The sequence below is a fragment of the Nitratireductor aquimarinus genome, assembly GCF_017255295.1.
GTDB classification, from domain to species: domain Bacteria; phylum Pseudomonadota; class Alphaproteobacteria; order Rhizobiales; family Rhizobiaceae; genus Nitratireductor; species Nitratireductor aquimarinus.
The window spans coordinates 155311-166691 of record NZ_JAFKDE010000006.1; the positions used below are offsets into that span (position 1 = coordinate 155311).

Here is an 11381-nt window from a genome sequence, read left to right on the forward strand (position 1 = left end):
GGAGAGATGACCATGTTCACCCATCCCGCCGAACGGTTCACGTTCAAAACCGTCATGGAGACGATCATGAAACCCCTTGCAGACAAAGCGCGCACGCCGCGCTGGCTGCTGGTGGCCGGCATGGCGCTCTCCACAGCGCTCATGCCGTTTGCCGGCATCGGTCAGGCCCACGCTCAAGGGCGTGTGCTTGAAGAAATCGAAGTGCTTGAAACACCGGGCGACGCAGACGGCCCGCGCATCGAGCTCGAACCGAAAATGCCGGAAGTCGAGCCCGTGCTGACGCCGTTCCTCGAAAAGCGCGGAAGACAGCTTGATTGCGATTATGTGGAATACCGCCTGCGCCTTGGCGTGCGCGGAGAACCCGACATGATTTCCCATCCGGGTCTCGGTGCATTCCTGTCCAATGTGAAGTTCGAGTTCACGGACCAGCTTCCCGCCAATCTGGCGATCGTGGACGTGACCTTCAGCGGCGACATCATCGGCGTTGGCGGCGTGCCGGTTTCACCTCATGTGGTGAGCACGACCGCGACCATGGACGACACGCTCACCCAGTCGGATTTCCATCTGACAGCCGCCGATCTCGACGGCGACGGCAGCCTGACGGAACGCGCCATCGACATCACCATCAAGGCGAAGATCGATCAGGCAGCCTTCCCCGCCATCGTCAATGTGGACAATCAGGCCAATGTGGCCGTGATCCGCACGGCGACAGGCAGCCTCGTGGCCAACATCCCGTCGCATGACCCGGCTCTGCCGGATGATGGCGACTGGAAAACCGGCGATCCGACAACCATCACCATCGACGTGACGGATTGCGAGCCGCCACCGCCTCCCCCACCCCCGGGCGACGGGCCGGACGAGGCCTGTTTCTCGGTCGAAACCGGCGAGGTGGACTGTCTGCCCGGCGGCGGCGCCTATATCTATCGCATGGACGTGGGACCGGAGATGGCGGGCAATGTCGTCACCGTGACCTCGACCACGCCCGGCATCACCATTGATCCGCCAGATCAGGTGGTTCCTGCCGGCGGCGGCACGCTTGAATGGGAGATCACCGGTGCGCTTCCCGGCGATACGGTGCATCTGATCGTCACCGGCATCGAGACCTATGCGGGTCCGGCCGAGGGCGTTGGCCTGTGCTGTTCGCAAATGGTCGACATCGAGATCCCGGAAGACCTCGAATGTCCGCCCGATGATGAGGGCGAACCCGACATCAAGGTCGAAAAACGGGCCGACGAAAGCGAATGCGAAATCGACGGTTCGTGCGATTTCACCATTCGCGTCACCAATGCGGGCGACGCCCCGTACACCGGCAAGATCGTGCTGGACGAGGTGACGACACCCGGCAATGCAACGGTGGTCTCCGGCCCCAACGCACCGTGGGTCTGCGCCCCGATGATGAGCCCCATGTCATGCGAGCATCCCGAAACCACGCTCGATCCGGGCGCTTTCGTGGAGCTCAAACTCGGCTTCCAGCCGGGACCGGCATGGGTCTGGGGTGCAATCCGCAACTGCGCCGAATATGACTACACGGCCAGTGGCAAGGACCCGTTCGGCGATCCCACCAACGACAAGGCCTGCGCCTCCATCGCCATCTGCCTGCCGGGCACACCCGGCTGCACCCCGCCGGATGACGACACGCCCGACATTGCCGTGCGCAAGCGCGCCGATCCTTCGATCTGCACGCCTGACGGGCTCTGCACCTATGTCGTCACCATCCTCAATGCAGGCGCAACGCCGATCAACGGCCCCGTCAGCTTCGTGGACACGTTCCCGGCTGGCGACGTCGCCTCGGCAGGCTTCAGCCCTTCGCCGCCCTGGATCTGTGCGCCGCTCGCCGGCAACATGTTCCAGTGCGATCATCCGGGACTGAATCTCGTGCCCGGCGCATCGACGGACATTCTGGTGACCACGGTGGTCGGCGACTATCCGACCAATGTGGTGGAGAACTGCGCGAAGGTGACGCCGCTTGAAGGCGAAACGAACCTCGCCAACAACGAGGCCTGCGCCACGGCGACCATTCCGGGCGTCCCGGAAGGCAAGGCGGAAATGCGCATCGAAAAGACGTGCGAACCCGTCCTGTCCATGACCGCAGGCGTCGCCTGCCGCATCCGCATCACCAATGCGGGCACGGCCGCACCCGTCGGCCCGGTTCGGGTCAACGATGCAGCGGAAATCATCGGCAGTGGCGCGCCCGTCGACATTCAGACGGTTACGCCGGATGGTCCCGAATGGTCGTGCGGGGCGGTTCCGGCAGCGAACCTCACCTGCCAGATCCCCGGTGCGGTCATGACCCCCGGCGTCTCGCGTTACTTCGATGTGACGGTCGATGTCTCGACCAATGAGCGGTTCGAGAACTGCGCACGCGGTTCCTACGGCCCGGCTCCGGGAGACGACATCGTCTATCCCATCGGCGAGGCCTGTGCGCAGGGCGGAACGCAGATCTCGGTCGAGAAGACCGGCGATGCCGAGTGCCTTATCGGCCAGCCGTGCCGGTTCCAGATCACCATCCGCAACGAGGGGCCCGCCTCCATCTCCGGTCCGGTCCGCATCGGTGATGCGCTTCGGGTCGAGGGTTTCGGTGGTGTTTCTGCACGGATCGTCTCGGTGAACCCGCCCTTTGGCTGCTCGCCGGAACCGACCGAACTGCCATTTGCCTGCGAAACCGACCTTGCCCTTGCGGCCGGCGAAAGCCGCACGCATGAGGTGATCGTCGAACTGCCGGTGGATGGCGGTCTGGCCGACGAAGTGGCCAATGGCGCAAACGGGCTGAACTGCGCCGCCGTGATCGACCGTGAAGCGGATGTGCGCACCGCGCCTTCGCTCTCGGGCGCACCAGGCGGAGCAGAAGACGACCGCGCCTATGACTGCCATGACTTCACGGTTCTGGCGGACGAGGAAGAGGACCAGCAATGTTCGCCGGGTCTCGTTCTCAACAATGCGGGGCGCTGTGTCTGTCCGGAAGGCACCACCTTCCGCAATGGCCAGTGCGTTGGCGTGCAGACCGCGCCGGTGCCGCTGCCCACGCCGCGCCCCACACCGCCGCGTGAACCTGATCCGAAGCCGCAGGCCGATCCCCGGCCGCAATGCCGGCTTCTGCCGGGGCAGATCCGCACACGGGACGGACGCTGTGTCTGCCCGCGCGGAACACGCCTGACCAACGGGCGCTGCGTAACACCGCAGGTGGAGCGGGATTGCCCGCGCGGAACGACGGGCACACCGCCCAACTGCCGGCCGATCCGCCAGCAGTGCCGCCTGCTTCCGGGCCAGATCCGCACCCAGGACGGACGTTGTGTCTGCCCGCGCGGAACGCGGCTGGTGGCCGGTGCCTGCCGCAGGCCGGAAGTGCAGCGTCAATGCCCGCCCGGAACGACGGGGCGCTATCCCAATTGCGCGCCCATCGTGCGGCCGCGCTGCCCGCGCGGCACGACAGGCACGTTCCCGAACTGCCGTCCGGTCGTGCAGCGTCGCTGCCCGCAGGGCACAACGGGCAATTATCCGAACTGCCGTCCCATCGTCGCGCCCCGCTGCCCGCGTGGCACTGTCGGCACACCGCCGAACTGCCGCAAGATCCAGCAGCCGCAGACGAATGTGCCGCTTCGGGTGGTCCCGCAGCTCCTGCAGCCACGCAATGATGGCAGCCGGTTGCAATAAGCCGGTACGCGGAAAACGCCCCGCCGGTCCGCCGGCGGGGTTCTTCGAAAGATCGGCCTCTTCCAGCACTTTGAGACAAACGGCACAGGCCTGAGACACACGGCATGATGCGTGTTCGATAGAATGCGCTTTGGAGAACCCTCAGTCATGCGAAAAGGCTGCGGGTCTTTGGTGTTTCAAATTCAGGGGGAAGCAATGCGGCGCTCATCAACACTCGGCCTTCTGGCAGTTGTCGCTCTCGCCGGCTGTGTGTCCGAAAGCACAAGCCCCGGACCTTCAACCACGCCTGTCGCGACACTTTCCGAAAGCCGCGACCCGATCATCGGCAAATGGCGTGTGGAACCGGCCGTGAGCACCGGCACCGACAGCTGCACCGTTACCTTCAGCGCCGGCAGTGGCGGAACCAGCGGGCGCGTGTCCCCATTCGCCTGCCATCAGGTGAGCGGTCTTGGCGGCCTTCACGGGTTTGCCGATGTCAACAAATGGGCGCGCGATGGCGACACCATCACCCTCTCGGGCATAGCGCAGCCCGGCATCGGCACGGTCTATCTGTCCCGCAATGGCAGTGCACGCCGCGCCGGCGGCGTGGTGGACGATGGCATCCGCTTCACACTGGTCCGCCAGTGAATGCCTGACGGAGGCAGGATCGGGTGCAGCGCCTGCTTCCAGAGTATAACGGTTACCCCGAGCAACATTTCGTCATTCGCATTTTGGTTGAGAATCCGGCCATCTGCGCATGCGGCGGACCTGACCCGGACCGCCTGGCCGACGCCTCATCCGCCCTGCCGTAGGCGTCGGCCTGCCCGACAGCAGGCGATGGGCAACTACGTTATCGCACCAGTAGAATACGCATTCCAGTTGGGTAGCTTGGCGGCGCTGGCGGGCGAAATATCCGTCCTCCTGCCCCAAGCTCGAGGTCGCGGAACGAACCCTTTCGCCCGTCAGCACCCGGGATCCTGCGATGCATCAACGCATCTGAAACTCAAGAGAAATTCGGAAGAGACCGGGAAAAGACCAACAAAATCAACGACTGAAAAGTCATTGGTGGGCCCGGAGGGACTCGAACCCCCAACCAAGCGGTTATGAGCCGCCGGCTCTAACCAATTGAGCTACAGGCCCGGTGGGCGATGGATTAGTTGCTTTTTCATCGCTGCACAAGTCATCTTGCCGCAATCGATACACAATCGCTGTCTACTTGCCGTATGCGGACATCGCAAAAGGAGATTTCCATGACCAAATCCATCTTCCCCGCCGCCTTCGCAGCCCCGATGCTGGCCGCTTCGCTGCTGGCAGCCGGCCCGGCAGTCGCCAGCGACAAGGACGGACGAATCATCGTGACCGGCGAGGGAGAAGCCGCCGTCAGCCCCGACATGGCGATCCTCAACATTGCCGTCGTGCGAGAGGCCGAGACGGCGCGCGAGGCGCTCGACGCCAACAATGAGGCAATGACCGCCGTCATCGACGCGATGAAGGAAGACGGCGTCGAAGCCCGCGATCTGCAGACCGGCGGCCTGTCGATCAACCCGCGCTATGTCTACCCCAACGACAAGAATGACGAGAAAGCCCCGCGCATCATCGGTTACGAGGTGGGCAACACGCTGACCGTGCGCATCCGCGATCTGGACAAGGTCGGCGCAATTCTCGACCGCTCCGTGTCGCTCGGCGTGAACCAGGGCGGTGGCCTGAACTTCACCAATGACGATCCGTCGGAAACCGTTACCGAAGCGCGCAAGCGTGCGGTGGCAAACGCGATGGACAAGGCGAAGACGCTTGCAGAGGCCGCCGGCCTGAAGCTCGGCGACATTGTCGAGATCTCCGAGCAGATGCAGCAGCGCCCGCCCATGCCCTATGCCGGCAAGGCCGTGCGGATGCAGGCGTCGGCCGAATCCGTTCCGGTGGAAGCAGGCGAAAACACCTATCAGGTGCAGGTCAACGTCACGTTCGAACTGGACAACTAGGCCTTCTTGGCTTTCCCGTCAGGCCCCTGCCTGGCGGGAGACCGCTCAAGACAGAACATGTGACGCACAAAAAAGCCGCTGGCACCCTGCCAGCGGCTTTTCTCTTTTTGAATGGGTGTTTCTTGCCGGTCGACAGACTGGCTAGAGACACTCCCTAACCAATTGTTTTTACGCAATTCTGCGCGGAAAAACGGTTCCCACTTTTCCTGGAATTGCTCTAACGGATCACCGGGCAACGCGGGGCGCGTGCAAACACGATGTGCTGGCGGCCCCAATGGGTGCGTCCGACAACGCGGATGATGTTGCGGTTGGCCTTCACCACGCGCGCCCGGCGCATGCCGAAACGCTCAGCCTTGCGAACTGCCTGACGCGGCGTGCAGGCGCGGTTGCGGCGGGGGCGTTCTGCACGATGGCCGCGTCCGTTATGGCCGTAGACATAGCCACCCGAGGGGCCGCCGATGCCGAAACCGAAATAGAGATTGTCCGCCTGCGCCGTGGTCGGGGCCGCTGCCAGCGTGCCGAGACCGATCATTGCCGAAAGGGTTGCGATCTTGAGCTTGTGTAACATGGTGCTTTCCTCGGTTGGTCAGGACTTCTTCCGCGCCCCGTGATGAAAAGCACTTTGTCAGGGTGTGCCTGAACGGCCCGGGAATGAGCCGTTCACATGGCATTCAGCGACCGGGCGACAATGCGGCGCGCCACTGCACCGGGTTGCGCTGCTCCCTGATGCGGGTGATTTCACCGCCATCAATCTCGAAGAACATGCCACCCGGCAGCGTGTAATTCTGGCCGGTCGCTTCCGGCAGGCCTTCGGCCGTTGCGCGATAGGTCCCGCGCACGGTGAACTCGGCTGCAGCCCGCACGCCGCCCGGTGCGCTCATCAGCGCAATGTCGGCGAAACGTTCATCGAAATGCCGCGCCTCGAGCCCCAGACGCCAGCGCAGCCTGTCGCGCCCGATCTCGCGTTCACCGTCGAAAGGATCATGCGCAACGTCTTCGCTCACCAGCGCCAGCGCGGCATCGTGATCATTGGCGTTCAGCGCATCCAGAAAGGACTGCACGAGGCTCAGCGTTTCATCGTCCGACATGGTCATTGCTCCGTGTTTGCTCTTTCGCCTGAAGGAAAGCCGCGTTCGCGGCCTATGGTTCCTCATCCAGAATGAAAGAGAAATAATCCTCCGGCTGCGCCAGATCGTCTTCGCTGGCCTTCACGCGCCCGCGCATGGAGATGCCGGCTTCATGCACCGTTTCGGGATCACCGGAAATAAGCGGGTGCCACCAGAGGAGATCCTTGCCCTCCGCCACGAGACGATAGCCACAGGTTGCCGGCAGCCAGGGGATGGTTCCGACATTCTCGGGCGTCAGCTGGACGCAGTCGGGCACGCGCGCGAGGCGGTTTTCATAATCATGGCACCGGCAGCTTGCCCCGTCGAACAGGCGGCAGCCCACACTGGTCCAGTAGATGTCGCCGGTATCCTCATCCTCAAGCTTGGCGAGGCAGCACTTGCCGCAGCCATCACACAGGGCCTCCCATTCCCTGTTGCTGAGCGCGGAAAGCGGTTTGGTTTTCCAGAATTCATTCGTTGTCATGGCAGAGCTTTGGACCGCCTTTTCGCGCGCGTCAAGCGAGCTGTTGGGCGCATTTTCGCCATGCCTGCGCCATCGCCCGGCCATGCTTTCACACGCAACGGTGTCAAATTCACCGAAATGGGAACCGATTGCCCGTGAAGCGGTTTAGGCGGCGATGGGACGCCCACACAGGAGAGATTTTATGACGACGCGAAAGCGGATCATGACGACCACGGCCCTTGGCCTGCTCATCGCGGCCACACCGCTTGCCGTCCAGCCGGTGCTCGCGCAGGAGCGCAGCGCCGACATGGTGCTGGCGCAGGCGGAAAAACCCGAGGGCATGTCGGAAGAAGCATGGCGCGCCCTTTTGAAGAAGCGCGGCGGCGGCAAGCAGGAAGAAAGCGCTGACGAAGAGGCTGGCGAGGCAGAAGAGCCCGCCCCGGAAGCGCCTGCGGCAGCCCCAGCACCAGCCCCTGTCGATGAGGCGCCTGAAGCGGCGCCCGAGGCTGACGAGGCACCGCCCGCGCCCATTGCCGAACCGGAAGCCGAGGCCCCGGCCGAGCCGGAGGCTGCACCGGCTGCTGAAGAAACGCCCGTGCCAGAGGCGCGGCCAGAGAACCCCGCAGCGGAGGAGGCTGCCCCCAAAGCCGAAGAACCAGCGGTAGAGACAGAGGAAGAGCCTGCGGCGGAGACGTCCGAACCCGCTCCGGTTGAGGCTGAGGAAGAAGAGCCTGCGGCACCCACTGAGGAGCAGCCGGCAGAACCTGAAGCTCAGGAAAGCGAAGAAGAACAGCCAGCGGCCGAGACAAGTCCCGCTGAAGACGCGCCTGCTGTCGAGACGGCGGAGCCCGAACCGGCTGCCCCCGAAACGGCCACCGAAGAGCCGGCTGTCGAAGAGCCGGTCGAAACGGAGACTGAGCAGCCGGAGGCCGCCCCTGCCCCGGATGAGCCTGCTGCCGATGAAAGCCAGGCAAACGAGGAACCCAAAGCAGACAGCGCAGAGGTAGAGGCGGAAGCCGGGACCGATGTGGAGGCGGCTGAAGAGGACGTGCTGCCGGAAAACGCCGCACCTGTTCTAGACAGCCAGAAAGAGCCTGAAGTGCAGGACGAGGTGCCGCCGGAAGGCAATGCGGACGCTCCGGCTGAAACCCGAACGACAGCTCCTGAAGCCGAAGCTGCCGCACCGCCGCCTGAAAGCGATGCGGAGGCGCAGGCCGAGGCACTGGATCCGGAGGCGCTGCGTACGGAAATCCGCAACATTCTTGAAGAACAGGGCGAGCGGATCGAGATGGGTACGACGCGCGAAGAGCGCCGCGAACGCCGCCGGGAGCTGCGTCAGCAGCGCGAGGATGCGGAAATCGTGCAGGAGTTCAACGACAACCGCACCATCGTGGAGATCAACAACCAGATCTTCGTCGAAAGCCCGGACAGCGACCGCCTGATCCTTGATGAGGACGAGGTCTATTACGAGGAGCTACAGCGCGGCCGCGTGCGCGAGGTGGTGACACGCCCCAATGGCGTTCGCCTGATCACCGTGCGCAACCGCTATGGCGACGTGATCCGCCGCGTGCGTGTTGCTCCGGACGGGCGCGAGCAGGTGCTGGTCTTCGTGCCGGATGAGCGTCTGGACACGGTCGATCGCTGGCGCGATCCGGCACGTGACCTGCCGCCACTGCGACTCACGATCCCGGTGAGCGATTACATTCTTGAGGCAGAGCGCGTGGAAAACCCCGACCGCTATTACACCTTCCTTGAGAAGCCGCCGGTGGAGCCGGTACGCCGCATGTATTCGCTCGAGGAAGTGAAGCGCTCGGCCCGGGTGCGCGACATGGTGCGCCGCATCGACCTCGACACGGTCGAATTCGGGTTCGGCTCGGCTGAAATTCAGGAAAGCGAGATCGACGAGCTCGAGGCAATCGCCACGGCCATCGACCGCATGCTGGAGAGGAACCCGGCCGAGACCTTCCTGATCGAAGGGCATACGGATGCCGTAGGCTCGGATCTCGCCAATCTGGCGCTTTCGGACCGTCGCGCCGAATCCGTCGCACGCGCGCTGACCGATGTGTTCGGCATTCCGCCGGAAAACCTGGTCACGCAGGGCTATGGCGAGCGCTACCTGAAGATCGACACGCAGGCGCGCGAGCGTGAGAACCGGCGTGTGGCGCTCAGGCGCATCACCCCGCTTGTCGCACCGGTCGCGAGCGCTAACTAAACAGGCACAGCTTTCCGCCGCGAGCCCGGGACAACCGGGCGGGCGAAAAGAGCCCGGCCGGACGTTCCCTCCTCCGGCCGGGTTTTCATTTGCCAGCGGCCGGGCGACCCGGCGCAATGGCCCAATGGTCGGTTGTTTCCTGCCCGGTGCAAAATGCTCTACACATCGAAGCGCATATCCAAAGGAGTTCTTCCGTGACCTCTAAACGCTTAAGCGGTGTCATTGCCGCCGTTCCCACCCCCGTGACCGAAACCGGCGATCCCAACATCAAACGTTTCCTGCGCCATGCAGAATGGGCGCTCGACAATGGCTGCGATGCGCTGAACGTGCTTGGCACCACTGGCGAGGCGAATTCATTCTCGCAGGATCAGCGCATTGCGCTCATGGAAGCCGCCGCCGGTTCTCTCGACAAGGCCCGGCTGATGGTGGGCACCGGCACACCCGACCTCAAAACGACCATCGCACTGACGCGGCGCGCGCACGCGCTTGGGTTTGCCGCAGCACTCGTTCTGCCGCCCTATTACTACAAGGGGGTCAGCGATGACGGCCTGTTTGCCTGGTTCGAGCGCCTCGTCACGGCCACGGCGGACGCACCCATCGACATTTATCTCTACAATTTCCCGCAGATGACGGGACTGACCTTCTCCCCGGAATTCGCTGCCCGGCTGAAAGCCGCCTTCCCGCAGCGCATCATCGGCGCGAAAGACAGTTCCGGCGATCTCGATTACGCCTCGAAACTGGCGAAGATTGAAGGGTTCGACGTTTTCCCAAGCAATGAGGCCGCTCTGTCAAAGGCCGAGGCGGAAGGCTATGCCGGCTGCATATCGGCCACCGCCAGCGTGACGGCTCCGCTCGTTGCGAAGCTCTGGTCGGAACCGACCAATGACGATGCGCTGGAAGCGGCCTCGGCGGCGCGCACGGCCATTTCGGCGCAGCCGCTCATTCCGGCTGTGAAATATCTGACGGGCAAGCTGCACGGGGATAGCGGCTTTGAAGCGCCGTTGCCGCCGCACATGCCGCTCACCAGCGCGCAGAAGGCGGCGCTCGACGAAATCCCGCTCTGAATATCGTCTCCCACCGCCGGTGCTGCGTCACCAAAATGCACCGGGCAGTGGAAGCTTCTGAAAAATGAAAGCGGCAGTTCCGACCAGCCGAACTGCCGCTTTTTATTTTTTACAGGCCCGGAGGCCGGAAGGCTCTCGATCAGCCGGCCTTTTCACCGAGCTCGGCGATGCCACCATTGGCAGCGGACCATTCGAGCGGCTTGTTGAGGAACTTCTCCACCTCGTCGAGCGTCTTCTCGTCGAACAGCTTCTCCGCACGCGCAACTTTCAGCACATCCCACCAAGTGGTGAGGTAGTGCAGGCGCATGCCGGCGTCTTCCAGACGCTTCGGCGTTTCGGGGAAGATGCCGTAGTAGAAAACGGCGAAGGTGTCGGTTACCTCGGCGCCGGCCTTGCGGACGGCTTCGGCGAATTTCAGCTTGCTGCCGCCGTCGGTGGTCAGGTCTTCGACCAGAAGAAGGCGTGCGCCCTCATTCAGATCGCCTTCAATCTGCGCATCGCGGCCAAAGCCCTTGGGCTTCTTGCGCACGTAGAGCATGGGCAGGCCGAGCTTGTCGGAAAGCCAGGCTGCGAAGGGAATGCCTGCCGTCTCGCCGCCGGCAACGGCATCGAACTTCTCGAAGCCCGCGTCGCGAAGCACGACGGAGGCCGCAAAGTCCATGATGGCCGAGCGGATGCGCGGGTAGGAAATCAGTTTCCGGCAGTCAATATAGACGGGGCTCTTCAGCCCGGAAGTGAAGGTATAGGGTTCATCGGCGCGAAAATGCACCGCCTTGATCTCGATCAGCATCTTGGCCACGGTCTCGGCGATCAAGGCGCGATCAGGGAATGTGTTGGCGAACATGGCTGGCTCTCGGTTGGTGACGCGGCTTTCAGCTATCAGGATTGAACGCCGGTAGGAAGTTTTCTTGACAATATTCCGGTGGA

At 63.5% G+C, this 11381-nt stretch carries 9 protein-coding genes and 1 tRNA gene; 5 read left to right on the top strand and 5 right to left on the bottom strand.

Annotated features, from left to right (window positions below; translation table 11 throughout):
* Positions 1 to 6: 6 nt before the first annotated feature.
* Both JYP46_RS11725 and JYP46_RS11730 read left to right on the top strand, forming a co-directional pair.
* Positions 7 to 3651 (top strand): DUF7929 domain-containing protein, encoded by a 3645-nt coding sequence (locus JYP46_RS11725; RefSeq protein ID WP_206548178.1) that lies wholly within the window; start codon positions 7 to 9, stop codon positions 3649 to 3651.
* A 195-nt stretch (positions 3652 to 3846) separates the two neighbouring features.
* Complete coding sequence (locus JYP46_RS11730) at positions 3847 to 4278, top strand: hypothetical protein (RefSeq protein ID WP_206548179.1); 432 nt, start codon at positions 3847 to 3849, stop codon at positions 4276 to 4278.
* A 415-nt stretch (positions 4279 to 4693) separates the two neighbouring features.
* On the opposite strand, the gene JYP46_RS11735 is transcribed toward JYP46_RS11730, so the two are convergent.
* A tRNA-Ile gene (locus JYP46_RS11735) sits at positions 4694 to 4770 on the bottom strand.
* A gap of 110 nt (positions 4771 to 4880) precedes the next feature.
* Between JYP46_RS11735 and JYP46_RS11740 the strand changes: the two genes are divergently transcribed.
* Positions 4881 to 5609 (top strand): SIMPL domain-containing protein, encoded by a 729-nt coding sequence (locus JYP46_RS11740; protein WP_113155716.1) that lies wholly within the window; start codon positions 4881 to 4883, stop codon positions 5607 to 5609.
* A gap of 217 nt (positions 5610 to 5826) precedes the next feature.
* Here the strand turns inward: JYP46_RS11740 and JYP46_RS11745 are convergent, their stop codons facing one another.
* From JYP46_RS11745 to JYP46_RS11755, 3 genes are all read right to left on the bottom strand, one after another.
* Positions 5827 to 6177, bottom strand: coding sequence for a hypothetical protein (locus JYP46_RS11745; protein ID WP_113155717.1), 351 nt, complete (start codon positions 6175 to 6177; stop codon positions 5827 to 5829).
* A gap of 103 nt (positions 6178 to 6280) precedes the next feature.
* Positions 6281 to 6697, bottom strand: coding sequence for a nuclear transport factor 2 family protein (locus tag JYP46_RS11750; protein ID WP_206548180.1), 417 nt, complete (start codon positions 6695 to 6697; stop codon positions 6281 to 6283).
* A gap of 52 nt (positions 6698 to 6749) precedes the next feature.
* The gene (locus JYP46_RS11755; protein ID WP_113156378.1) at positions 6750 to 7199 is read right to left on the bottom strand and encodes a YcgN family cysteine cluster protein; all 450 of its coding nucleotides are present in this window, start codon (positions 7197 to 7199) and stop codon (positions 6750 to 6752) included.
* Positions 7200 to 7380: 181 nt separating this feature from the next.
* Here JYP46_RS11755 and JYP46_RS11760 point away from each other — a divergent pair, with 181 nt between their 5' ends.
* Positions 7381 to 9390, top strand: coding sequence for an OmpA family protein (locus JYP46_RS11760; protein ID WP_206548181.1), 2010 nt, complete (start codon positions 7381 to 7383; stop codon positions 9388 to 9390).
* Positions 9391 to 9584: 194 nt separating this feature from the next.
* Positions 9585 to 10454: a dihydrodipicolinate synthase family protein gene (locus tag JYP46_RS11765; protein WP_206548182.1), complete on the top strand. Its 870-nt coding sequence runs from the start codon at positions 9585 to 9587 to the stop codon at positions 10452 to 10454.
* Positions 10455 to 10593: 139 nt separating this feature from the next.
* Here JYP46_RS11765 and JYP46_RS11770 read toward each other — a convergent pair whose 3' ends face one another.
* Positions 10594 to 11298, bottom strand: coding sequence for an orotate phosphoribosyltransferase (locus tag JYP46_RS11770; RefSeq protein ID WP_113155720.1), 705 nt, complete (start codon positions 11296 to 11298; stop codon positions 10594 to 10596).
* Between the last annotated feature and the right edge of the window lie 83 nt (positions 11299 to 11381).

Bases quoted from the DNA above. Each gene is read 5' to 3' on its own strand.
- JYP46_RS11725 (WP_206548178.1), top strand. From the start codon at position 7: ATGACCATGTTCACCCATCCCGCCGAACGGTTCACGTTCAAAACCGTC.
- JYP46_RS11730 (WP_206548179.1), top strand. From the start codon at position 3,847: ATGCGGCGCTCATCAACACTCGGCCTTCTGGCAGTTGTCGCTCTCGCC.
- JYP46_RS11740 (WP_113155716.1), top strand. From the start codon at position 4,881: ATGACCAAATCCATCTTCCCCGCCGCCTTCGCAGCCCCGATGCTGGCC.
- JYP46_RS11745 (WP_113155717.1), bottom strand. From the start codon at position 6,177: ATGTTACACAAGCTCAAGATCGCAACCCTTTCGGCAATGATCGGTCTC.
- JYP46_RS11750 (WP_206548180.1), bottom strand. From the start codon at position 6,697: ATGTCGGACGATGAAACGCTGAGCCTCGTGCAGTCCTTTCTGGATGCG.
- JYP46_RS11755 (WP_113156378.1), bottom strand. From the start codon at position 7,199: ATGACAACGAATGAATTCTGGAAAACCAAACCGCTTTCCGCGCTCAGC.
- JYP46_RS11760 (WP_206548181.1), top strand. From the start codon at position 7,381: ATGACGACGCGAAAGCGGATCATGACGACCACGGCCCTTGGCCTGCTC.
- JYP46_RS11770 (WP_113155720.1), bottom strand. From the start codon at position 11,298: ATGTTCGCCAACACATTCCCTGATCGCGCCTTGATCGCCGAGACCGTG.